Source organism: Enterococcus sp. 6D12_DIV0197 (genome assembly GCF_002174385.1).
GTDB classification, from domain to species: Bacteria; Bacillota; Bacilli; order Lactobacillales; family Enterococcaceae; genus Enterococcus_D; species Enterococcus_D casseliflavus.
In genome coordinates, this window is record NZ_NIBN01000001.1 from 370,942 (window position 1) to 394,565 (window position 23,624).

Consider the following 23,624-nt stretch of genomic DNA (forward strand, 5'->3'; position numbering starts at 1 on the left):
ATATGCGCTATTTAGATCCCAAGGATTTGACCCAACGAGAAAATTATAAACTACTGATTGGCTCCATCATTCCACGGCCAGTAGCAGTGGTCAGTACGCAATCAGCCGATGGTATCGTCAACATCGCCCCATTCAGTTTTTTTAACATCGTCAGCTCAGAACCCGTGATCCTCTCTTTAGCTATCCAACGCAAAGAGGGGGAACTGAAAGACACCGCCCGCAATCTGTTGGCGACGAAAGAAGCCGTCGTGCATATTTTGGATCAAACAAATGTCCAAGAGGCCAATAAAACCGCGGCATTATTGCCCGCAGACCAAAGCGAGTTGACGGTTTCTGGGTTTACCACAACGACATCGAAAACGATTGCCGTTCCTGGCTTGAACGAAGCCAGTGTCCGCTTAGAAACGATTCTGCATCAGCACGTACCCATCAAAAAAGACCAGCAGATCACTGCCGATCTCTTGTTGTTGGAAGTCGTCGGCTACCAGGTTGCAGAGCATGTCTATCAAGACGGCAAGATCGATCCCCGTGCCTTACAAGCAGTCAGCCGGCTAGCGGGAAATTCTTACGCAACGATTGGGGAGATTTTCGATATCAAACGACCAAGTTAAAGGAGGAACTTCGATGAAAGCAATCTACCAACAAGGAGCAGCCGACGCACCAGTTTTGGTGCTGCTCCACGGCACTGGTGGCGACGAACAGTCGTTGCTGGAAGTAGGCAAAGCCCTTGATCCCCAAGCATCACTATTAGGTATTCGCGGGAACGTTTTAGAAAACGGCATGCCCCGTTACTTCAAACGTCTAGCTGAAGGAGTGTATGATGAAGTCGACTTAGCACTTCGCGGCGACGAATTAGCCGAGTTCATTCGGCAATCCGCCAAAGAACACCACTTTTCGTTAGCGCAAGTGGTACTGGTGGGTTATTCCAATGGCGCCAACATTGCCATTCGCTTATTACTAAATGATAGTGACCACTTTGAAAAAGCGATCCTCTACCACGCCATGTATCCAGTCGAGAATTTACCGACGAATTCCTTGCCTGACACTCATGTGTTTCTGAGTTTTGGCAGAAACGACCCGATCGTTTCCCTAGCTGACAGTGCTTACGTCCAAGAGATCTTCACCTCCCGGGGCGCAGTCCTTTCAACCGTTTGGACACCAAGTCATCAGTTAACATATGAAGAAGTTGAACACTCACGCATGTGGTTGACCGAACAATAAAGCAGTGCCTCTTTCCTAATCAAACAGCGATCCTGCTGGTTGGTTAGGTTTTTTTGTTTCACGTGAAAACAGTGTATCTGTATTCCGTTTAGTAAGTAATGGAAAAGAAAAAACGATGAAAGCGCTATTTAACTCATATTTCTTGTGATAGTATCTAAAATAAGCAGATTCAAAAAAATAACGATGTTTGTCAAGGGGAGGCACATTGATGAGTAAGATCATACATTATTTGGATAGTCAGAGTGATATTCGTTTGCTTGCGGATGCACAGCTGTATTATCAGGAGATTCGAACCACGGATTTGCTTTTTTTGTTGCAGGGGAAGGCCGAATTAGTGGTCGACGGCAAAAAAAGCGTGATGAAAAAAGATGACATCATTGTGATCAACAAGCAGGAGAGCTATAAACTACTTGCGGAAGAAGGAAGCCTGCTTTTTCACTTTTCGATCTCACAGTATCTGCTATCTCAGGCATTAGAAGTTGAAAGAGAAGGCTTTTACTGCAATTCGATTGAGCAACCGAATAGAAACTATCAATCGATCCGCCAATCAATCATCAGTATCATTGATCTGCTGCTTTTTGAAAATGACAAAACAAACTTCTTACATATCAGTAAAATTTATCACTTGCTGAATGAACTAAGCAGTTTGTTTTTAGAGAAGACAATCGAGTCGTTTGAGGAAGACCAGCGCATCCAAAAAATAACTCGGGTAATCAAAGAACAGTATTACGACAATTTGTCACTAAGCCAGATGGCAACTTTGGTTCATATGGATGTCGCTTATTTTTCTAAATTTTTCAAAAAAAATCTCGGAATCAATTTCAAAGATTATTTGAGCAATGTTCGGATGCAGCATGCCGTTCGTGATTTGCTGGAGACCGAGAAACCAATCACGCAGATCGCAATCGATAATGGTTTTTTCAGTGTCAACGGCTTCAATAAAAAGTTTAAGGAACGATACAACACATCGCCATCGGTTTATCGGAAAAATTACCGTGTGAAAGAAAAAGCGCCTGCTGTTTTAGTCAGTGAAGAAATCAAGGACACTTTTAGCCGCTATAAAAAGCAACAGCAACGACCAGTGATTTCAAACCAAACCTTTCGTCAGTATGAAATTAGCGGAGAAAATAGAGAGCCCATCAAAACGAGTTGGGCGAACATTTTAAATGTTGGGGAAGCAAAATTTGTTTTGAATAGCAAACTGCGTCAGCAACTATCTGCCATCCAGCAAAACTTGAAGTTTAAATATGGCAGAATCTGGGCACTATTGACACCAGAACTTTTGGGCGAATCCTTGAGTCGTTATGACACGATTGATGAAATCATTGATTCCCTTGTTATTTTAGGATTAACGCCATGGATTACTATTAATAAGATCAGTCGAGGATTCAAAGAAAGCGAGTATCCTAGAGAAAAATGGCGAAATTTGATTCATGATTTTTGTCTGCATCTCCTCAATCGGTACGGCTCTCAAGCGGTGTCGCAATGGAAAATTGAAATTGTTGCCAGTGCGCCGGAGGATGTTGAATCAGCCAAACGCTATCGAACATTTTATCAACTTACATCGTCGATCTGCAAAACATTGCTACCGGAGACTGCGATTGGCGGCGGCACGTTTATTGTGACGAATGACCTCAAAATAGAAGAATTACTCAACGGCTGTCTTGCAGATTGCTGCTTCGATTTTTATTCCTTCGCTTTGTTTCCGTATTCAAATCGCTTAGTACGGGAAAAGCGTAACTATCAGCGTGTGACTGATCCAGATTTCTTGAAGAACCAAGTCCAGCGCTTAAAGAAAAGCGATCTTAAACGACCAATTTATATTTCTGAATGGAGCAGCACAGTTTCACGAAGCAATCGATTGAATGACACCTTATACAAAGGGACCTTCATTGTGAAAAGTTTGATTGATATTTTTGATCAAGTAGATGGACTGGGGTATTGGCTTTCCACAGATTTGGCTCAAAAAAATACCCACTATCATGGCTTATTGACTGGCGGTAACGGCTTAGTCACTAAAAATGGTTTATTAAAGCCGGCAATGCATGCGATGAAGTTTTTCGATCAGCTTCGTGGTACCTATTTTCAAACCAAAGATGACCGACACTTGGTCTGCGCTTCGGAAGAAAATGAGTATTTTATATTGGGGCACTATTATGTTCATCCGAACAATCTTTACTTTCTTAAAGATGAATCGCATTTAAAACTAACAGAGATCGAACAGTTTTTTGAAGCATCTGATCATGAGGAAGAACTCGTATTGACAAACATTCCCAATGGACGTTATGAACTGCGAGTATTTTCCTGCTTAGCAGCGCATGGCGATTTATTCACTCAGTGGGCCAAACTGAATTTCATCCGCGAGCTTCGGGGGTCAGACATCAAGTATTTGGAGGCAAAAAGTACCCATCTGCAAACACTTGATGAGATCGAGGTCACTAATAACCGCATTGTGATTCAGAAGCATTTGGAGACCAATGAGTTTTATGAAATCAACATTAGAAAGCGACAATAATCAACTACCTCATAAAAAAGACAAAAAACATCTGATTTTTTTTGTCTTTTTTTATTTATCTAAAGAAAAGAAAACAAAAATAAGGTTTTACTAGCACAAAAATCGGGAAGCTGTCAACAAGAAAGCGTTTTATAATTCGGGTATAGAAAGAAGTTGAGGTGAAGAAATGAAGTTAGGGATTGTAAGTGCTATTTTTGATCAAAGTGATTTTAAAGAAATGATCGATATTGCCGCAGCAAACGGTTTGGAGTGTGTAGAAGTTGCTTGCTGGCCAAAGGAAAAAGCGTCGCGCAGGTATGCCGGCGTTGCCCATCTTGATATAGAAAATCTGACGGAAGAGCTGGCGGCTGAAGCACTGGCTTATGCTGCCAGTAAAACGATCACGATTTCAGCACTCGCCTATTATCCGAATCCGCTGGATGAAGATCGGCAAAAGAGAAAGGCTGTGATCGAACATTTGTATCGTTTGATCGATGCGGCTGCTCTAATGAAGATCAATTTAGTCACAACGTTTATCGGCAGGATGCAGACTAAATCAGTAGCAGAAAATTTAGAAGAGATGGTTCTTGTCTGGCGACCTCTTTTAGATTATGCCGAAAAGAAAGGTGTCAAAATTGCCATTGAGAATTGTCCAATGCTCTTTTCAGAAGATGAATGGCCTGGCGGGCAAAACTTGATGACCACACCAAAAATCTGGCGAGAAGTTTTCAAACGCTTGGATAGTCCAATGTTAGGGTTGAATTACGATCCGTCACACTTTGTTTGGCAGCAGATTGATTATATCGCTCCGCTCTATGAGTTTAAAGAAAAGATTTTCCATGTCCATTACAAAGACATAAAACTCTACCCAGAAAAGTTGAAAGATGTAGGTGTAATGGCAGAACCGTTAGCGTTTATGCGTCCGAAATTGCCGGGACTAGGCGATGTGGATTGGGGCCGATATGTTTCAGCACTCACTGATATCGGTTTTGACGGGTATAGCTGTATTGAAATTGAAGACAAAGCTTTTGAAAAAAGTTATGAAGACGTCAAAAAATCAGTGGCACTAAGCACTAAATATCTAAGAAATTTTGTTGGATAAGAAGGAGGGGAAAAGATGTTTGCTATGCGCATGAAATTGGCTCCACAGATTATAAAAAGAGAGTCCTTCAAGCCTATTTATATTCATGGCAAAAGACAAGGTCTGACGTTTGCCCTTCAACTTGCCTATTATCGAGGCCATTATCTTTCAGATATTGACAGCCTGGAAGTTTTAATCGATGGGAAAAAAATCCCTGATGAAGCAGTGACTTTTGAATTGAATGGCGAAGAAATGCCTTTGTACAAACTAAAATATGCTGTGACAGAATTTTGGCGTCAAGATGATTTGGCACAGCTTCATTTGTTACTGCCAAACGGACTGTCTGGACAGCATGAGATTGGCTTGAAGTTGATGCTTCGTATCCCTTACATGCAGATAGGACCTGGCCATACATTTATGCCTCTGGATTCAGGGGAGACGATAACGATTACGCTGGAAGGTGAGAAGAATGAGTGAAATCAAACTGGGTGCAACCCTCTTTTGCTATGGGACTGAATACGCCCGACATGAATATGATTTTGCTGAGTGTGTCCGACAAGCAGCGCTGGCAGGAGCCTCAGGCTATGAAATCGTCGGCACCCAAATGCTGCCCAATTACCCAAATGTCAGCCAAGAGTTCTTAGGACTGGTCCAGTCGTTAAAAGCAGCTTACGGCATCGGACCAGTGGGGTATGGCGCAAATAATGATAAAGGGCTGATGCACGATCGTAATTTGACGGATGATGAAATGCTGGCGGATGCGATCATCGATTTAAAAACGGCCCATCAATTAGGATGCAAGGTTATGCGCGCTCAAGTGATGCTGTCGCCGCAAGCCTTCGAACGGTTGGCGCCGTATGCTGAGCTATACGATATTCGTGTTGGAATTGAGATCCACAATCCAGAGACTCCCTTATCACCGCGGATTCAGGAATACTTGAAAGTAATCAAAAAAACCGGATCGCAGCATTTAGGCTTTATTCCTGATTTTGGTTGTTTTGCGGTAGCGCCGAATAAAGCCCACTGGCTCAAAGCGTTGGAAGCAGGGGTCAGCGAAGAACATCTTGAACAGGCCGCTTCCTTTCGCTATCAAGGCATTCCATTAGAAGAAGCCCGCACTCGTTTGAATGAAAGTGGGGCCCATCCAGCGATTCAACCTGCGCTACAAGGCATGTATGGGTTTGTGCAATTTAAACCAGCCTCGGAATTGCCGACACTTCTAGCGGAATTGAAAGAAATCTTGCCTTATAGTTTTGAGCTCCACGGGAAATTCCACTACCTAGGAGAAGATTTGGTCGAACCAAGTATCCCCTACAAAGAAATTTTAACAGTGGTCAAAGAGTCTGACTTCTCTGGCTATTTAATCTGTGAATATGAGGATGAACTGTATTGCGGCGGAACCACCTTCACCAAACGTCAGCTCCAAATGGTGAAAAACCTATTGGCAGATTAAAGAATTAGAACGGGAGGGTCTGTGATGACACTGACTAAGGAACAGATCTATGCGTTTTATGAAGGCTTCTTTAATCAGCAAAAGCTGGCGCTGGCAGAGGAGTACATCGCAAATAATTATCGCCAGCATAATCCTGGAGTTCCCCAAGGAAGAAAAGGATTCATTGAAGCCTTTAAGGCAAAATTTCAGTCGCAAGAATTTTTTCACTTAGTAATCGATACGATTTTGATTGATGGCGAATACGCAGCCGTATTTTTATGCAGTGTCGATGAACAAGGTCGAGTGAAAAGCAATGTCGTTGACTTATATCGAATGTCCGACACGCAATTTATTGAGCACTGGGATTATTTTGATCGGAGGGAAAGAAAATGAGGAAACAATTAAACATCGGCATTATCGGATATGGTTTTATGGGTCAGACCCATGCTGATACCATCGCCCAACTGGATTATGCTCAACTGCTGGCAGTCTGCGACATTGATCCAGACCGATTCAAAGAGCTGCCTCAGCAGATCAAAGCTTTTACCGAAGCTGATGCATTGTTGGCAGAACCTGCCATTGATACGGTAATTATTGCAGTTCCGAATCAACTGCATTTGGAGATGGTATTGAAAGCAGCACGAGCGAAAAAAGATATTATTTGTGAAAAACCGCTCGCCATGAATGCCAAAGAAGTAAAAGAAATGATCGCTTTTGCGGAAAAAGAAAAGGTTCGCTTCACGGTTCATCAGCAAAGACGCTGGGACCATGATTATCGGGTAGCCAAAGAAATCTTTGACCAAGGATTGTTGGGGACACCGTATACTGTCAAAAGCGCCTTATATGGGTTTAACGGCAACATGCATGACTGGCACATCTATCCTGAAATGGGAGGCGGCATGCTTTATGACTGGGGTGTTCATCTTATTGATCAGATTTTGTGGATGATGCCAACCAAGTTGAAGACGATCTATGCCGACGTAAGGAATGTGATCAATGAACAGGTGGACGATTATTTTAACATCCAGCTTTATTTTGAGAATGGCGTCAATGCCCAGATCGAATTGGGGACTTACTTCTTAAACAGCTCGGAAAACTGGTTTGAGCGTCACTGGTTTTTGGGAGGGAATGAAGGAAGTGCCAAGATCGACGGCTTTTACCCAAGAGGAGAGATTACTCGGACATCGGAACTGCTGAGCAATGTTCCTGGGAAAATAACCATGACTCATGCGGGACCGACCCGCAGTTTTGGACCGGCACCAGAAGGGCGGATCATTACTGAAGCGCTGCCGGAAGTGCGTGTCAATCATCGTATGTTTTTCGATAACTACTATGCCTATACTCAAGGTCAAGCGGAACTGATCGTTAAACCAACAGAGATTTTGCGTCTGATGGAAGTCATTGAGGCAATCCGCATTTCAGCAAATTATCACCAAAGTATCAGCTTTGAATAAAAAGCAATATATCACTTAAGAAGAGGAAGGTTTATCTATGAAAAAACTAAGAATCGGTATCATTGGCTGCGGTGGGATCGCAAATAACAAACATTTCCCAGCCTTAACAAATCAAAAAGACAAATGTGAACTTGTGGCATTTTGTGATATTCAAGTAGAACGGGCAAAAGAAGCCGCAGAATCATTTGGGGCAAAAGGAGCAAAATATTATCAAGACTATCATGAGCTTTTAGCAGATCCATCAATCGATTTGGTCCATGTCTGTACGCCAAATGTTAGCCACAGTCCCATTACGGTTGCAGCTTTTGAAGCCGGTAAGCATGTGTTATGCGAAAAACCGATGGCTCATACACCAGAAGCTGCCCAAGCGATGATGGATGCGTGGAAAAAATCAGGTAAAAAATTTACGATCGGGTACCAAAACCGTTTCCGTAAAGAAGTGACGGCACTACATGAAGCATGTGCCAATGGGGAGTTAGGTGAAATTTACTTTGCCAAAGCTCATGCGCTTCGTCGTAAAGCAGTTCCGACATGGGGTGTTTTTCCAGATAAATCGCAACAAGGCGGCGGGCCACTGATTGATATCGGTACCCACGCATTAGATATTACCTTATGGATGATGAATAACTATGAAGTAGAGTCGGTAACAGGTTCTGTTTTCAGTAAATTAGGTAATCTTCCTGGGGCAGAGGCGGGCAACTTATTTGGCCCCTGGGACACCGAGAAGTTTGAAGTAGAAGATTCAGCATTCGGTTTTATCAAAATGAAAGATGGTGCGACGGTATTCTTAGAATCTTCATGGGCACTAAATATCTTAGAATCCAAAGAAGCGGCAACAACGTTATGCGGAACCAAGGCAGGGGCTGAGATCGATGCTGGCATGAGTTTTCCAGTGAATCAATTGACGTACAATCGGGCCAAAAACGGTCTATTGACGGAAGAAAGTATCAGTGCTGCCGGCAATATTGCCTTCTTTGAGGGAAGTGATTCAGCACCAGAATCATTGGAAGCTAAGCAATGGTTGGAAGCAATCATCCATGATACCGAACCATTGGTAAAACCAGAAGAAGCATTCAAAGTAACGCAAGTATTAGCCGCAATCTATCAAGCAGCAGAGACAGGCAGCGAAGTAAAACTATAACAAAATGAGCGAAGGGCAGGCAGCCGCTGATTGGCTAGGCAGATTGCTGCTTGCCAACCTTCGTATCAATAAAAGAGGAGTTGAAACAATTGTTTGAAAAATATTTGGTTCATCCAAAAGGGTTTCGAAATGTGCGCGAACAGCAAGAAATTACCGGCTTTGAGGTGCAATTACGCATACCGTATTACCGCGGTTTACCTATGAGCTGTGTAGAAGTCATTGATCTAACCATAGACGGAGAAAAGGTTGCTGTGAAGGATATGATCATCACTGTCAAAGGGGAATCATTCACCTTTGATGAATTAGCGACAGCGATCAACCATCGCTGGGAAATGATTGAAACAATCACGGTTTTTGTAAAGAAACCAGGTGGATTGGCTGCCGGAGAGCATACGATTCATGCGTTTGTTAGTTTAAGGATTTCCTATCTGCCTTTCAACAATGTGGGCGATGACAAGAAAACATTACAGTTAGAAGCTTAAAGGAGATGAAATGATGAGTAAAATTAAACGCGGGGTATCGCTTTACAGCTACCAAGAAGAATTTTATACCGGAAAAATGACGTTAGAAGACTGCATTCGTGAAGCAGCTGCGGCTGGTGCCAAAGGAATCGAATTTTTACCGGAACAGATGATTCCAACGTTTCCGAATATTACCGATGAATTTGTTCAGCAGTGGCATGGCTGGATGGAAAAATATCAGGTGGAACCCATTGCTTATGATGCGTTTTTAGATAACAAATTATTTGCTAACCGAATGCTAACTACTTCTGAGAATGTTGCAATGATGAAACGTGATTTGACTATCGCTAGCCGATTGGGCTGTAAGATTTTACGGACTTTGGTCTCGACTCCTTTAGAAGTCATCAAAGAAAGTCTGGCTTATGCAGAAGAAGTCGGCGTTAAAATCGCATTGGAAGTCCATGCTCCCTTCACATTCGGCACCCCCTGGTTTGAGGAACGGTTGGATTATATCAAAGAAAGCGGCACAAAATGGTTTGGGATTATGCCAGACTTTGGGATTTTTACGAAACGTATCGGTTCGATCTTTCAAGACAGTTATATCCGTAAAGGCGGCACGCCAGAAATTATTCAATGGGTCAGTGACAATTATGAAAAAGGCATCGATCGTGATGCGACTTTTGAACAAGTTTCGAACATGAGTGAAGCAACTGAGACAGACAAAGCGTTCGCTGAATTTTGCCGCCACTTTGTTTATACAGATCCAAAGATTTTAGTGGAAAATATGCCGTATATCGTTCATATTCATGGAAAGTTTTATGATATCACGCCAGAACTTCAAGAAACGAGTATTCCCTACAAAGATGTGATCGAAGTACTAAAAGAAGCTGGCTACAATGGCTATATCTGCAGTGAATATGAAGGAAACCGCCACATCCAAGACTATATGGAAGTAGACAGTATCACGCAAGTCAAACGACACCAAGCAGTATTAGAAAGTGTAATTGGATAGGTATTGCGATGATCAAATTGATTGCTTCAGATATGGACGGAACACTTGTCAGCTCGAATCATAAAATTTCAGAAGCTGACGCCAGAGCTGTAAAAAAAGCCCAAGAAAAAGGGATCGAATTTATTATCACCACCGGTAGAAGTTACGAAGATGCTGTCCCCCAAGTCCAACAAGCGGGTATCGAGTGCAGTTATCTAGTGATGAATGGTAGTGAACTGAGGAACGAAAATGGAAAGATCATACAAAGCCTCTACCTTAGTGAAATGTTGGTTCGCGATATAGTGGCAGAGCTGGAGAAAGCAAATCTATGTGTCGAACTTTATACCACTGGGGGGACGTTCACTCCCAGTGATGCAGAGCGCAGGAAATGGGCGGTTGCAGCGAAGATCAATCAGTTTCATCCCAAGATTTCTGTAGAAGAGGCCTACAAGTCTGCAGGGGAACACTTTTTGTACCGAGAAGTTACACCAATTGCTTCCTTAGATGAAATTTTTGAAAACGATTACTTTGTTGGGAAGATAATCAGTTTTTCTCATGATACGGAAAAAATTGCCGCATTGCGTCGGACACTTCCAGCAATTTATCCGGTCAACGTCACAGGATCATTTGCCATCAATCTAGAAATTACTAATCCATTGGCAGATAAGGGGCAGGCAATCAAAACCTATGCAGAAAAAAAGGGCATCCACCTGAAAGAAATTATGACGATCGGTGACAGCTATAATGATCTCGGGATGCTAGATGAACGATTTGGCTATACAGTCGCGATGGGCAACGCGATTGAAGAAGTAAAAGAAGCTGCAAAGTACCAAACGGATACAAACGATGAAAATGGCGTTGGGAAGGCAATTGAACGTTTTGTTCAGATAGACTAATAAAAGAGGAGACTTCACTATGAGCTTTGTTAATAATCTTGAAAAAATACAATTGTCCGCCGAAAAAATTTCTGATAACCGCTATCTAAAAGCTGTCAGTAAAGGGATGGTCATGACGATCCCTGCGAGTATCACGGGGGCGATGCTTACTTTGATCGCCAACATGCCGTTTGACGGCTACCAGGAATTTATTCAATCAAACGGGCTAAAAACACTGCTGTTATTGCCAGGTATTTTCACCAGTAACATTATGGGACTGATCGTTGTTTACTTTATTGCGTTTAATTTAGCGAAATCCTATAAAATCGATGGGATGTTTCCAGGATTTCTAGCCATTGTTTCTTTTTTGATACTGACACCACTTGCAACTGTTGAACAGCAAGTGCACGACACCGTCAGACCAGTCGATTTTATCAGCTTTGATTTTATTGGTTCGAGAGGAATGTTTGTTGGAATCATTGTTGGGTTGACCGTTGCGAAACTTTACAGCTGGTTTATCAAAAATAATATTACGATCCGAATGCCAGATAGTGTTCCCAGCTTCGTAGAAAAATCCTTTAGTTCGATTATTCCCTTCTTTTCTATCACGTTTCTTATGGCATGTATCTCATGGGGCTTTTCATTTACGAGTTACGGCAGTGCCCATAATTTAGTGTACTCTGTTTTACAAGTACCGATCCAACAGATCGGCGGTTCGATTGGCGGAGTGATGGTTGCCTATGCATTGATTGGTCTGTTCTGGTGGTTTGGCATTCATGGCAAAGCAATCATCTTTGGCGTTTATGCTCCCATTTTGCAGACTATGACGATCGAAAATATGAACGCAGCTGCAGCAGGTACGACACCACCGAACTTGATTGATTTTGGTTTTACTTCTGCCTTTTTAGAAATTGGCGGCGGTGGCTGTGTCTTGGGTCTAGCGATCTGCTTTGTTTTCTTTGCGAAGAGTGAACAGTACAAAAGTGTTGGCCGGATTACAAGTATCCCCACATTCTTTGGTATCAATGAACCGATCACATTCGGAACGCCGGTCTGCTTGAACCCAATGTTCTTGCTGCCAACGGTCATTACGCCGTTAGTGACTGGCTTGATCGGCTATATATCGATCACGACTGGTTTGGTGCCGCGAATGGTAGGCGCACAGTTGCCAACGGGGACGCCGACCTTTGTGAACGCCGTGATTGCGGGTGGCTGGCGGATGCTACTAGCTCAAATCGTTTGTGTGATCGTTGCTACTGCCATCTATTTCCCCTTCTTTAAAATGGCAGACAACGTCGAATACAAGCGAGAACAAGAAGCACAAAAAGAGCAGACGGTACAAATGAACATTGGCGCAGCAGTTGCGGAATAAATAAGGGGGAAAAGAAATGAAAGAAATCAATATTTTATTAGTTTGCAATGCCGGCATGAGTACCAGCTTATTGATCGAGAAAATCGAAAAAGCGGGTACAGCACAATCAATCATGACGCAAGTCGATGCGCGACCAGTCGAGGACATCAAAGACTACTTGTCGGACAAAGATGTGATTTTATTAGGACCGCAAGTTCGCTTTAAAGAAAAACAAATCCGTGCATTGGTTGCAGATAAGATTCCTGTTTCAGTGATCGATATGTCTGCCTACGGCACTATGAATGGCGAAAAAGTGCTGCAGCAAGCACTCTCACTTGTTGAAGCATAGTCAAAGGCGGCTTTCACAGCCGCCTTTTCAATGGATTCATTTCAGAACGTTTTTTAACGCATGATCTATTAGAAATGGAGAAGACAAATGAAACAAGAAAAGATTTCAAGAAAAACGATTGGGGCTGTCACAGCAACAGGAATTCTGGCTTTTTGCGGGGTCTTAATCAGTACAGCAATGAATGTGATTTTTCCCGTGTTGAGTAAGGAATTTCAAGTAGATATTGCGGTGATCCAATGGCTGACAACAATTTATTTTTTAGTTTTGGCAATCATCGTTCCTTTATCTGGCTTTTTGAAACAGTCATTTAAAAACAAATCTTTATTTTTAGTTGCAATTGGGCTGTTTATCGCAGGCATTATTTTAAACGCATTCGCAAGCAGCTTTGTCCTACTTTTAATAGGGCGTGTCGTACAAGGGATCGGGACCGGCATCGCTTTACCGCTGATGTTTAATATTATTCTGGAACAAGTTCCTAGCGGAAAGCTTGGGATGATGATGGGTGTGGGAACGATGATCCCCGCCATTGCTCCTGCGATTGGTCCGACTTTTGGCGGCTGGATCGTTACGCGCTTCGGCTGGCGAGCAATTTTCATTTTCCTGTTGCCGATTTTGATTGGAGCATTGCTTCTCGGTGCGTTGACGATTGAACAGAAAATGAAGCCGCAAAAAGCTAAATTGGATCTAATGGGCACTATACTTGTAGCGGGCTTTTTTATCGGCATGACTTTTGGCTTCAGCTATATGGGCAGTCGCAGTTTTTTTAGTTTGGCAATTGGTGGCGCCTTTTTGTTAGGGGCAGTTTGCTTATGTCTGCTGCTTTTGCACGTCAGAAAGCATCCATCACCGGTCTTAAAATTAAGCTTATTAAAGAACAAAGGCTACAGCCTTCGACTGGTTTGTTTTTTTATCATGCAGCTTGTCTTGATGGGTTTGGTGTTTATCCTGCCACTTTATCTTCAATTAGTGAATCAAAGCACTGCCCAAACTTCCGGCTTGATTATTTTGCCGGGGGCTTCCTTGGGGGCGCTCTTTACACCTCTAGGCGGACGCTTTTTAGATCGATATGGGGAGAAAAGACCTATCGTTGGCGGAAGTCTCTTGATTATCAGCGCACTGTTACTTTTTTGGCTGTTGGCTGAAAACTTGGGCAATGTCATGATTGGACTGCTCTATTTTCTTTTTACATTAGGTATCGGTTTTTCTTTTGGAAACTTGATGACCAGCGCTTTGGCACAACTGGAAAAAGTCGAACAAGCCGCTGGCAATGCCCTGATCATGACCGTTCAGCAATTTGCCGCAGCCGCAGGTACTGCTATTATTGCGGCAATCATGGCCAAAAGCCAAGCTGATCCTGCTTTAAGCAATTCAGCAGCAGTCGTTGAAGGGTCCAAGCAAAGCTTTGTCGTTTTGTTCCTATTGTTTACTGGTGTCTTGCTGCTTTTAGGACAAATGTACTTAATGAAAAAAGAACAGCATCCTGCCTCATTGAAGAAAAAACAAACAGAAGAAACGAGAGGATGAAAAGACAATGGAAACGATTATCGGTATAGATATCGGCGGTACAGCAATCAAAATGGCGCTGTTTAGCGAGAATCAGCAACTGCTGGACAAATGGTCGATCCCGACAAATAGTAGGAATAACGGAACGATGATCCCAGAAACGATCATCACGAGTATCAAGAAAAAACTAAACGAGAACGGGCTCTCTTTAAGCGCACTGAAAGGCATTGGGATCGGCGTTCCAGGACCGGTAAACGAAACGGTCGTTAAACGAGCAGTCAACCTCGGCTGGATCGATTTTCCTTTGAAACAGATTATTGAAGCTGCATTGAATGTACCAGTTTTAGTAATGAATGATGCCAATGCAGCTGCGTTGGGCGAGTTGTGGCAAGGCGCAGCTTCTGACTGTCAGTCAATCGTTTTTGCTACGATTGGAACGGGAGTCGGTGGTGGCGTGATCATCGATGGCAAAGTCCTAAACGGAACGAATGCTTCTGCTGGAGAGATTGGACACATCCCACTTCAAACAAGGGAAGTCCGTGTCTGTGGTTGCGGCAATCAAAATTGCCTAGAGTGTTACGGCTCTGCGACAGGAATGATCAAAACCATGAACCTGATCGCCGGTTTTGAACGGGTCAGTGGGACAAAAGAGATCTTTGACTTGGCAGCTCAAGGAGATCGGCAAGCCAAAGAGACGATTGATACAACGATTGATTATTTAGCGCAAGCCTTTGCCGGCCTGATCAATGCAGTCGATCCAGAGGAATTGGTTATTGGTGGCGGTGTTTCAGAATCTGGACCAGCTTTTTTGACACCACTTCAGAATGCATTAGAGACTTATTTGTTCCCAGAAATTAGAGGGAAGCTTCCTGTACGAAAAGCCATGCTGGGAAATGATGCTGGAGTTTATGGCGCGGCTTATCAAGTCATATACGCCCGAGGAAGTGAAGAACCATGATCAAATTAGTAGCGATCGATTTGGATGGAACCCTGCTGAATCCGCAAGGGGAGCTATCGACATCGGTTAAGCAGACCATCCAATCTGTTAGGCAAGAAAAAATTAAAATCGTTTTGTGCACTGGACGTCCTTTTTATAGTCTGGCACCTTTGATCAAGCAGCTGCAGCTACATAAAGAAGATGAATACGTCATCAGCTTTAATGGTGCTGTTTTATCGGATGCTCGAGGTGAAACAATTTTTTTCGAACAAGCAGTGTCCTACGAGAATTTTTTGCAGGTACTCTATCTGGGGCAGCAATTGGGACTGAATTACCATGTCCAAAGTAAGGAAGGAATTTTCACAAGTTCACTAGTCATCGATGAATATACCGCCTATGACAGTATATTAAATCGTGTGCCAATCAAAATTGTGAAGCTCGATGAATTACGACACATCCCTATCTATAAAGTGATGCTAGTGGGGGAAAAAGAGCGAATCGATGCAGCAATCCCGCAGATTTTGTCTAACTGGTCGAAACAATTTAATCATATGCGGAGTTTGGACTGTTTTTATGAGTTCTTGCCGCTTCAAGCAAGCAAAGGCCAAACCTTGCAGCGATTAACGGAACAATTAGGGATCCAGTCGAATGAAGTCTTGGCCATTGGCGACAATGAAAACGATTTGTCTATGCTGCAGTTTGCAGGGATCAGCGTGGCAATGGGCAACGCAGCCCAGACCATTAAACAGCAAGCCGATTATGTAACCAAGAGCAATGAAGAAGATGGCGTGAATCATTCACTCCTTCAACTACTTAATGAAAAAAGGAGAATCAAGTCATGAATCAAGAACAATTAGAGGCTGTTATGGGTCTGATCATTCATAGCGGTAACGCAAAAAGTGATGCGATGGAAGCAATTACAGCAGCTAAAGAAGGAAATTTTGAGCAAGCAGACCAGCAAGTCAAACAAGCAGAGGAGGCAATTGTTGAAGCGCATCACGCACAAACTTCCATGCTTACCAATGAAGCACAAGGCAATGCAGCAGAAATCACCCTCCTAACCATTCATAGTCAAGATCATTTGATGACGGCCATCGCCTTTTGTGATTTAACAAAAGAGATCATTGAACTGCATAAGCGGATCGCATCTGCTATCACATAGTTATTGTATAAACTCAAATAAAATTTTTTTGCCGCACTGCTTCCCGAGTACAATTAGGAAGTAGTGCTTTTCTATGTTAATGGAGAATAAAGAAAAGTAGAGGAAACTCTGCATAACTACGGTTAAACTATCAACAGCAGAGGATAAGGGGGCTAGTCGATTTATTGTGGAAGGAAGATTTAATGAAGAGCGGAATAAGGAGGAATTAATTGAAATGATTAGAACCAGTCACGGAGTTACCCTGACTGGTTTTTTATTTTATTCAGCAAGGGTATTCTTAGGATCGCTTATTTCAAGGGGAAATAGAGGTTTTCATCGGAAAAAAATGAGCGTATGGTTCTTTTAATACCAGTATCTGAAAGCAGACGTTAAAATTTGTGAAAAATAACAATCCTATATATGTCTAGTTTGCTTATCATTAAAAATAATAGATTATTATGTTTGATAAACACAATATTTACGCTCTTTTTCGTATTTAAAGATAACAAAGACATTTTTATATAAAAACAAAAATTTTGTTGACAGACAAAATGAAAGCGTTTATATTGGATATGTGGTTACTACCAGTTGAGAGTAAGGGGAGGAGATAAGATGCTTGGTTTGGTTTTAACAGGTCATGGAGGATTTGCGCAAGGGATGGAAAATGCGCTTGCGATGATTGCAGGGCCGCAAGAACAATTTCTAGCAGTGCCGTTTTTAGAGGAAAATCCGTTAGCTGACTTTGAAAAAGAGTTGCAAGGAGCAATCGATCAATTAAAGGAAACCTGTGATGGGGTCGTGATTTGTGCAGACCTTGTGGGCGGAACCCCTTTTAATGTTGCGATGACCGCTGCCAATGAGGATCCGCAAGTCGAGGTCATCGGCGGCAGCAATCTGCTGATGCTAGTGGAAGGTTCGTTGACTAGATATACAGCAGCTGATCCAGAGCGTTTTTGCCAAGAACTGGCAGAGATTGGCAAGAGCGGTATTTTTCACGGAAAGATCAAAGGCCATGGGGAAATCAAGGAGGAAGAAGGGATTTAACGATGTGGGAAATGATCTTAGCAGCCTCAATCGTGGTGCTTGTTTTTCTCTTTCTCTTTTTGGGGGTCTCGTCTTTCTTGAATGGGAAACATCTGAAAAAGCAAAAAGGCTATTTCGCTGAATTGCAGCAGTCCTTGAAAAAGGGGCAGAAAATCGAATTATACGGCGGCATTATTGGGGAGATTCAAGCACTTGGGAAAGAGACAGTGGATCTAAGGGTGAAATCGGGAACGGTGATTGAAGTAGAACGTAGTGCGGTTGCAGAAATCATGCAGTAAATAAAAGGGGGAAATATTTATGGGAGAACCAAATATTTTATTGACGCGAATCGACAATCGGTTGATTCATGGGCAAGTTGCCACACAGTGGAACGGTACATTGGGGGCAAATCTAATTTTAGTGGCAAATGATAAGGTCGCCAAAGACAAAGTCAGACAAGGGTTGATGGATATGGCGGCGCCAGCTGGCGTCCAAACGAGGTATTTCTCGCTTAAAAAAACCATCGAGATCATTCATAAAGCATCGCCAAAACAAAAAATTTTCATGGTGGTTGAAAATCCGCAAGATGCGTTGAAATTAGCTGAAGGTGGGGTGCCGATCAAGAAACTGAACATTGGGAATATGCATATGTCAGAAGGGAAAAGACAGGTTGCTACGACAGTTGCCGTCGATGAAGCAGATGTCGATTCCTTTAAAAAACTGAAGGAAATGGGGGTGCAATTAGTGATCCAGCGGGTTCCAACGACACCTGTTGAAGATGAAAAGAAATTGTTTCAGTAATGCAGAGGTAAGGAAGGAGAAAGAAAATGGATTACACGATTTTTCAAATCATTTTAGTCTTCATAGTCACATTCATTGCCGCGATCGATCAATTTAGTTTTTTAGAATCATTGTACCAACCCATTGTTACTGGGATGGTTATCGGACTTATTCTTGGAGATCTTCAAACCGGCTTGATCGTTGGCGGAACCTATCAGTTAATGACGATCGGCAATATGCCGGTGGGCGGCGCGCAACCGCCAAATGCGGTGATTGGCGGAATTATGGCAGCAATCTTAGCGATCACGCTGCAGCTGGAACCCACAGTAGCGGTTGCTACGGCGATTCCGTTTTCTTTGCTGGGGCAATATGGGGTGACGATTATCTTCTCACTAATGTCGCCAGTGATGTCAAAAGCCGACAGCTACGCCCATGATGCCAATACGAAGGGCATTGATCGAATCAATTATTTAGCGATGGCGGGTCTTGGAACGATCTTCGGCTTGATCGTGGTCTTATTCTTTATCGGCGGTGCTGCCTTCGGGAATCAGGCGGTCGCAGCGATCCCTCAATGGTTGATGGGTGGTCTCGGCGCAGCTGGGGGCATGATGCGGTATGTCGGTTTTGCGATTTTACTAAAAGTGATGGTTTCCAAAGAAATGTGGGGCTTCTTCTTTATGGGGTTTGGTTTAGCCACGATCGTAATGGCGGCACCTTCTTTGCAAGGACCAGCCTTGATCATTCTAGCCTTTATCGGTTTTGCATTAGCCTTTTGGGATTATCAAATCCAGTCCAAGTTTAAAGTAGCAGCAGCCAATACCTATGATTTCGGAGGCGATGAAGATGGCATATAATATTCCCGATTCTTATAGCGAACAAGCGCCCGCAGAACAACTGGATAAAAAGACCTTGAACAATATGGTCTGGCGTTCCTTATTTCTACAAGCCTCTTTCAACTATGAGCGAATGCAGGCAGGAGGCTGGTTATTCAGTATTTTACCGGGATTGAAAAAGATCCACAAAAATGAAAAGGACTTGGCTGCTTCAATGAGCCATAACTTAGAGTTTTTCAATACTCATCCATTCTTGGTGAACTTTGTGATGGGGATCATTTTATCGATGGAACAAAACAAAGCCGATATTCCCATGATTCGGGCAGTGCGAGTCGCCGCGATGGGACCGTTAGGCGGGATCGGTGATGCGTTGTTCTGGTTTACCTTGGTACCAATCACGGCGGGTATCACAGCCAATATGGCGATCAGCGGCAATATCGCTGCACCGTTTATATTCTTACTGGTATTCAATGCGGCCCAATTTGGTTTGCGGTACTTCTTGATGCACTGGTCCTATCGTTTAGGGACAGATGCAATTGGCATCTTAACGGAAAATGCCAAAGAGTTTACCCGAGCAGCGAGTATTTTAGGGATTTTTGTTGTCGGTTCCTTGACCTGCGTGTATGGAGCGACGTCTTTGGATATTCAGATCCCTAACGGCACTACCAATGAAGTGACGCAAGCGACGACGATCGTGGATGATCAAGCAGCCATTGCCGCTTACGAAGACATGCTGTATACCACGGATGAGAATGGTCAATTGACCGACACATTGCAAGAAAATGCTGCGGTCAATGAACTGGCTAACGGCAAATATGAATTGACGTTTAACAAAGTCAACGAAGTGCCTGTGACGATCGATATTCAAAAAATCCTCGATGGGATCTTGCCGCAAGTGATTCCATTGACCATCACATTGATGCTGTATTTCTTCTTATCAAAACGCGGCTGGACGCCGTTGAAATGTATCGCTTTGCTGCTAGTGATCGGCTTGATCGGTTCTGGCTTTGGCCTGTATCCATCCATTTGGCCGCAATAAGCAAGCTAGCAGAAGAAACGGCGCAACACGTAGGAGGAGTTTTGCTAAGCAAGCAACAGCTGACTTTTCAGCTTAGCACGTGCTGGCAATTGGTTCATTTTCCTGCGTGAAAAGACACAAATTCAGGAAACAGAGCCCCTGTAGACGATTGTTTGACACGCCTATCGGGAAATAGTACACTCGTTATGTGGTAGTAACCAGTTTGGAGGGGCTTATGAATATCAATAAAAATCGACAACCATTATACGATCAATTGTTAAATTTACTGATTGAAAAAATCGAAAATGAAATGGAAGCAGACACAATGCTTCCCTCAGAAAGAGAGCTGTCAAAGCGCTACGGATTAAGTCGGACCACCGTTCGCTTGGCTCTACAGGAGTTAGAAAAATTAGGCTATATTTATCGCCAACATGGCAAAGGCACCTTTGTCTCGGATATCCGCAAGCAGGCAACCAATTTATCAGGTTCGTATAGTTTTACCGAACAGATGAAAGCACTAGGGAAACAACCAGAAACTAGAGTATTGGCATTCAAAAAAATGGAAGCGACAAAATATTTTGCCACTCAGTTGCAAGTTTCAATCGGCGAGCCGATCTACAAGTTAAAACGATTGCGTCTTGCTGATGGGCAACCGATGATGATCGAGCGTTCTTATCTGCCGGTCAAACGCTTCATGCATTTAACGAGTGAGATGATCGAGCAAAAACCATTGTACGATATATTTCATGAAGACTTTCATCAAGTGATCCGCCTCGCGGACGAAGAATTTTTTGCCAGCATTGCCAGTGCGAAAGATGCGGCATTGCTGAAAATCCACGAAGGTGCGCCAGTGTTGAACCTGGTACGTAGCACGTTCAATATTGAAAATGAAGTGATCGAATACACCTTGAGTGTTGCTCGAGCAGACCAATTTAGATACAAAGTCCGCCACTTGCGTAACGACGAGTAGCGCATTTCCTAGACAGTCTGAAATGATCCACTCGAGCAAAGAAAAGGCGTGTATTCAAAACCAGTGGGGTCGGGGAAGTTTGCCCTTTGGGTGATCGCTAAGCATTCATCCAAGACAAGCGCTCCTCGCACCGTCACTGGGAATACATACTGGAAAAACAGTAGCTAGGAGGAAGAAAGATGTTTCAACTGTCAACAAAGGAATTAGCAGAATTAGGTGCGGAGATTACAACAAGAGAAATCAAACAACAGCCAGAACTTTGGCACGAAACCTTGACGATCTATCAAGAAAAGCAAGAGGCGATCGCGACTTTCTTACGTACCATCAAGCAAAAGACGGATAAACGCATTCGGGTGGTCTTCACGGGAGCGGGGACGTCGCAATATGTCGGAGATACGATCGTTCCTTACTTGAATAAGACCGGCGCAACTGCGGATTATCTTTTTGAAAGTATTGCTACGACGGATATTGTCGCAGCTCCAGAACAAGTTTTATTTGCGGATGAACCAACACTGCTCGTTTCTTTTGCTAGAAGCGGCAATTCACCAGAAAGTTTAGCAGCGATCAAAATCGTCGATCAATTCGTTGCCGACAGCTATCATTTGACGATCACTTGTGCAGCCGACGGATCTTTGGCACAACAAGCTGCCGCTGATGAAACGAGTTATCTGTTATTGATGCCTGAGAGGTCAAATGATGCTGGCTTTGCAATGACGGGAAGTTTTTCTTGCATGGCTCTTTCCGCACTGCTGATTTTTGACCAGACGCCTCTGACAGAAAAGAGGCATTATGTTGAAACCCTTAGCCGATTGGGGCAAGAAGTGATCGACAGAGAAACAGAACTCCAAGTACTGACGGACCGTTCCTTTAAGCGGATCGTTTACCTTGGGTCAGGCACGTTGTCGGGGTTGACCAGGGAAGCACAGCTAAAAGTATTGGAACTGACTGCGGGAAAAATCGCCACCGTGTTCGATTCTTCGATGGGCTTCCGTCATGGACCGAAATCATTCGTAGATGATCAAACCCTCGTCTTTGTCTTTGTCAGCAATACGCCCTACACGCGGCAGTATGATCTTGATATGTTGGAAGAATTAAAGAGTGATGGCATCGCCGCCGCAGTGACTGCCATCGGACAGCCGGCAGCCGTGAATTTTTCAGGAACAAACTTTTTCTTTCCAGCTGATACATCATTGCCAGACGGTTATCTAGCCTTAGCAGACATTGTCTTTGCACAAACGATCGCACTGCTGGCATCGATCAAAGTCGGGAATACACCCGACACCCCTTCGCCAACGCGTACCGTCAATCGGGTGGTCAAAGGCGTGACGATTCATCCGTATAACAACGAACGATGACTGAGAAAGCCCACCACGAGCACGTATCTTTTCGTGTACGAAGTCGATACGTGCGGTGGTCAATCAGTTGAACGGCTTCATCAATAGACATTTTTATACGTGCTGACAACCGTTTCGCCAACGCTGAAAAAAGTGAAAGCGGTTGATTCTTTGGCATGGACAAAAAAGGAGGAATTTTAATGAAAGCAACCGTAACGAAAGCCAAAAAAGCAGCGATGGATCGCCTGTCAACGAAAGAAGGAGTGATCGCAGCTTTAGCGATCGACCAACGAGGTGCCTTGAAAAAAATGATGGCAGCACTTGGCGTGGAGGCTGATGCAGAGAAAATCAGCCAGTTTAAAACGCTAGTCTCACAAGAATTGACCCCTTACGCGTCTTCTATTTTATTAGATCCAGAATATGGGTTGGCAGCTGCGCAAAGCCGTGATCCAGAGGCGGGGCTTTTGCTGGCGTATGAAAAAACCGGCTATGATGCGACTACGCCGGGACGTTTGCCTGATTTATTAGGAGAATGGTCGGTTGAGCGATTAAAAGCAGCTGGCGCAGATGCTATCAAATTTTTGCTTTACTATGATGTAGATGAAGATGCCCAGATCAATCAGTTGAAACACGTCTTTGTGGAACGACTCGGCAGCGAATGCCATGCGGCTGATCTGCCCTTCTTTTTAGAAGTCCTTTCCTATGATGCTAAGCTGCCTGAAGTCGACTCAAAAGCATATGCGCAACGCAAACCAGAAAAAGTCATCGGATTGATGAAGGAATTTTCAAAACCGCAGTACAAAGTCGATGTGTTAAAAGTGGAAGTACCAGTCAACATGAATTATGTGGCAGGTTTTGCCAAGGGAGAAGCCGTGTATACCAAGGAAGAAGCTGACGAGTATTTCAAAGCGCAAAGCGACGCGACGCATCTGCCGTTTATTTTTCTCAGTGCAGGGGTATCGGCCAGCTTATTCCAAGAAACGCTGGTTTTTGCCAAAGAAGCCGGTTCGACCTTCAATGGCGTCTTGTGCGGCCGGGCAACGTGGAAAGATGGTGTTGAACCCTTTGTAAAACAAGGAACAGAAGCAGCCAAAGAATGGCTAGCAAGTACTGGAAAACAGCACATCGAAGACTTGAATGAAGTGATCCAAAAGACCGCCACTTCTTGGTGGAACAAAGTCACGGTCGAAGAATAGTTTTTTTCGCTGTTTGACAAGAGAAATGGCCAGTAATCA

The 23,624-nt window shown here is 43.5% G+C and carries 26 protein-coding genes; all 26 read left to right on the forward strand.

All coding sequences use genetic code 11. The features are described from left to right. Positions 1 to 2: 2 nt before the first annotated feature. The 26 genes from A5867_RS01760 to lacD all read left to right on the forward strand — a co-directional run bounded on the left by A5867_RS01760 (position 3) and on the right by lacD (position 23,585). Complete coding sequence (locus A5867_RS01760; protein WP_087626746.1) at positions 3 to 611, forward strand: flavin reductase family protein; 609 nt, start codon at positions 3 to 5, stop codon at positions 609 to 611. A 13-nt stretch (positions 612 to 624) separates the two neighbouring features. Next, positions 625 to 1,221, forward strand: coding sequence for an alpha/beta hydrolase (locus A5867_RS01765; protein WP_087626747.1), 597 nt, complete (start codon positions 625 to 627; stop codon positions 1,219 to 1,221). A gap of 208 nt (positions 1,222 to 1,429) precedes the next feature. Then, a complete protein-coding gene (locus tag A5867_RS01770; RefSeq protein ID WP_087626748.1) occupies positions 1,430 to 3,736 on the forward strand; it encodes a helix-turn-helix domain-containing protein in 2,307 nt (768 codons plus the stop codon). 166 nt (positions 3,737 to 3,902) lie between these two features. Further along, a complete protein-coding gene (locus A5867_RS01775; RefSeq protein ID WP_087626749.1) occupies positions 3,903 to 4,817 on the forward strand; it encodes a sugar phosphate isomerase/epimerase in 915 nt (304 codons plus the stop codon). Positions 4,818 to 4,832: 15 nt separating this feature from the next. Beyond that, the gene (locus A5867_RS01780) at positions 4,833 to 5,273 is read left to right on the forward strand and encodes a DUF6379 domain-containing protein (protein WP_087626750.1); all 441 of its coding nucleotides are present in this window, start codon (positions 4,833 to 4,835) and stop codon (positions 5,271 to 5,273) included. Then, a complete protein-coding gene (locus A5867_RS01785; RefSeq protein ID WP_087626751.1) occupies positions 5,266 to 6,249 on the forward strand; it encodes a TIM barrel protein in 984 nt (327 codons plus the stop codon). The genes A5867_RS01780 and A5867_RS01785 overlap by 8 nt, the downstream gene beginning before the upstream one ends. A gap of 24 nt (positions 6,250 to 6,273) precedes the next feature. Next, positions 6,274 to 6,621, forward strand: a complete 348-nt coding sequence (locus A5867_RS01790; RefSeq protein WP_086294391.1) for an ester cyclase — start codon at positions 6,274 to 6,276, stop codon at positions 6,619 to 6,621. Continuing rightward, positions 6,618 to 7,682, forward strand: coding sequence for a Gfo/Idh/MocA family oxidoreductase (locus tag A5867_RS01795; RefSeq protein ID WP_087626752.1), 1,065 nt, complete (start codon positions 6,618 to 6,620; stop codon positions 7,680 to 7,682). Before A5867_RS01790 ends, A5867_RS01795 begins: the two co-directional genes overlap by 4 nt. 37 nt (positions 7,683 to 7,719) lie before the next feature. Beyond that, on the forward strand, positions 7,720 to 8,823 hold the full coding sequence (locus A5867_RS01800) for a Gfo/Idh/MocA family oxidoreductase (RefSeq protein ID WP_086294393.1): 1,104 nt from the start codon (positions 7,720 to 7,722) through the stop codon (positions 8,821 to 8,823). Positions 8,824 to 8,912: 89 nt separating this feature from the next. Beyond that, a complete protein-coding gene (locus A5867_RS01805; protein WP_086294394.1) occupies positions 8,913 to 9,305 on the forward strand; it encodes a DUF6379 domain-containing protein in 393 nt (130 codons plus the stop codon). Between the two features lie 13 nt (positions 9,306 to 9,318). Further along, positions 9,319 to 10,296 carry a TIM barrel protein gene (locus A5867_RS01810; RefSeq protein ID WP_223597670.1) on the forward strand — a complete coding sequence of 326 codons (978 nt, stop codon included), beginning with the start codon at positions 9,319 to 9,321 and terminating at the stop codon, positions 10,294 to 10,296. An 8-nt stretch (positions 10,297 to 10,304) separates the two neighbouring features. Then, positions 10,305 to 11,171: a Cof-type HAD-IIB family hydrolase gene (locus A5867_RS01815; RefSeq protein WP_086294396.1), complete on the forward strand. Its 867-nt coding sequence runs from the start codon at positions 10,305 to 10,307 to the stop codon at positions 11,169 to 11,171. 19 nt (positions 11,172 to 11,190) lie between these two features. Then, complete coding sequence (locus A5867_RS01820; RefSeq protein WP_087626753.1) at positions 11,191 to 12,522, forward strand: PTS transporter subunit EIIC; 1,332 nt, start codon at positions 11,191 to 11,193, stop codon at positions 12,520 to 12,522. A 16-nt stretch (positions 12,523 to 12,538) separates the two neighbouring features. Next, positions 12,539 to 12,850, forward strand: coding sequence for a PTS sugar transporter subunit IIB (locus A5867_RS01825; protein WP_086294398.1), 312 nt, complete (start codon positions 12,539 to 12,541; stop codon positions 12,848 to 12,850). Between the two features lie 87 nt (positions 12,851 to 12,937). Beyond that, on the forward strand, positions 12,938 to 14,374 hold the full coding sequence (locus A5867_RS01830; RefSeq protein ID WP_087626754.1) for a DHA2 family efflux MFS transporter permease subunit: 1,437 nt from the start codon (positions 12,938 to 12,940) through the stop codon (positions 14,372 to 14,374). A gap of 7 nt (positions 14,375 to 14,381) precedes the next feature. After that, positions 14,382 to 15,311: an ROK family protein gene (locus tag A5867_RS01835; RefSeq protein ID WP_087626755.1), complete on the forward strand. Its 930-nt coding sequence runs from the start codon at positions 14,382 to 14,384 to the stop codon at positions 15,309 to 15,311. Next, positions 15,308 to 16,132 carry a Cof-type HAD-IIB family hydrolase gene (locus tag A5867_RS01840; protein WP_087626756.1) on the forward strand — a complete coding sequence of 275 codons (825 nt, stop codon included), beginning with the start codon at positions 15,308 to 15,310 and terminating at the stop codon, positions 16,130 to 16,132. The genes A5867_RS01835 and A5867_RS01840 overlap by 4 nt, the downstream gene beginning before the upstream one ends. Further along, positions 16,129 to 16,452: a PTS lactose/cellobiose transporter subunit IIA gene (locus tag A5867_RS01845; protein WP_087626757.1), complete on the forward strand. Its 324-nt coding sequence runs from the start codon at positions 16,129 to 16,131 to the stop codon at positions 16,450 to 16,452. Before A5867_RS01840 ends, A5867_RS01845 begins: the two co-directional genes overlap by 4 nt. Before the next feature lie 591 nt (positions 16,453 to 17,043). Beyond that, entirely contained in the window at positions 17,044 to 17,475 is a 432-nt protein-coding gene (locus tag A5867_RS01850) for a PTS sugar transporter subunit IIA (protein ID WP_087626758.1), read from the forward strand. A 2-nt stretch (positions 17,476 to 17,477) separates the two neighbouring features. Further along, complete coding sequence (gene yajC, locus A5867_RS01855) at positions 17,478 to 17,753, forward strand: preprotein translocase subunit YajC (RefSeq protein WP_087626759.1); 276 nt, start codon at positions 17,478 to 17,480, stop codon at positions 17,751 to 17,753. 19 nt (positions 17,754 to 17,772) lie between these two features. Continuing rightward, positions 17,773 to 18,255, forward strand: a complete 483-nt coding sequence (gene agaV / locus A5867_RS01860; protein WP_087626760.1) for a PTS N-acetylgalactosamine transporter subunit IIB — start codon at positions 17,773 to 17,775, stop codon at positions 18,253 to 18,255. Positions 18,256 to 18,281: 26 nt separating this feature from the next. Next, entirely contained in the window at positions 18,282 to 19,088 is an 807-nt protein-coding gene (locus tag A5867_RS01865) for a PTS sugar transporter subunit IIC (RefSeq protein WP_005226770.1), read from the forward strand. Beyond that, positions 19,078 to 20,106 carry a PTS system mannose/fructose/sorbose family transporter subunit IID gene (locus tag A5867_RS01870; protein WP_005226771.1) on the forward strand — a complete coding sequence of 343 codons (1,029 nt, stop codon included), beginning with the start codon at positions 19,078 to 19,080 and terminating at the stop codon, positions 20,104 to 20,106. The genes A5867_RS01865 and A5867_RS01870 overlap by 11 nt, the downstream gene beginning before the upstream one ends. A 214-nt stretch (positions 20,107 to 20,320) precedes the next feature. Then, positions 20,321 to 21,055 (forward strand): GntR family transcriptional regulator, encoded by a 735-nt coding sequence (locus tag A5867_RS01875; protein WP_005226773.1) that lies wholly within the window; start codon positions 20,321 to 20,323, stop codon positions 21,053 to 21,055. Between the two features lie 179 nt (positions 21,056 to 21,234). Continuing rightward, positions 21,235 to 22,410 (forward strand): SIS domain-containing protein, encoded by a 1,176-nt coding sequence (locus A5867_RS01880; RefSeq protein WP_087626761.1) that lies wholly within the window; start codon positions 21,235 to 21,237, stop codon positions 22,408 to 22,410. Positions 22,411 to 22,589: 179 nt separating this feature from the next. Further along, positions 22,590 to 23,585: a tagatose-bisphosphate aldolase gene (gene lacD, locus A5867_RS01885; protein ID WP_349290008.1), complete on the forward strand. Its 996-nt coding sequence runs from the start codon at positions 22,590 to 22,592 to the stop codon at positions 23,583 to 23,585. The last annotated feature ends 39 nt before the right edge of the window (positions 23,586 to 23,624 follow it).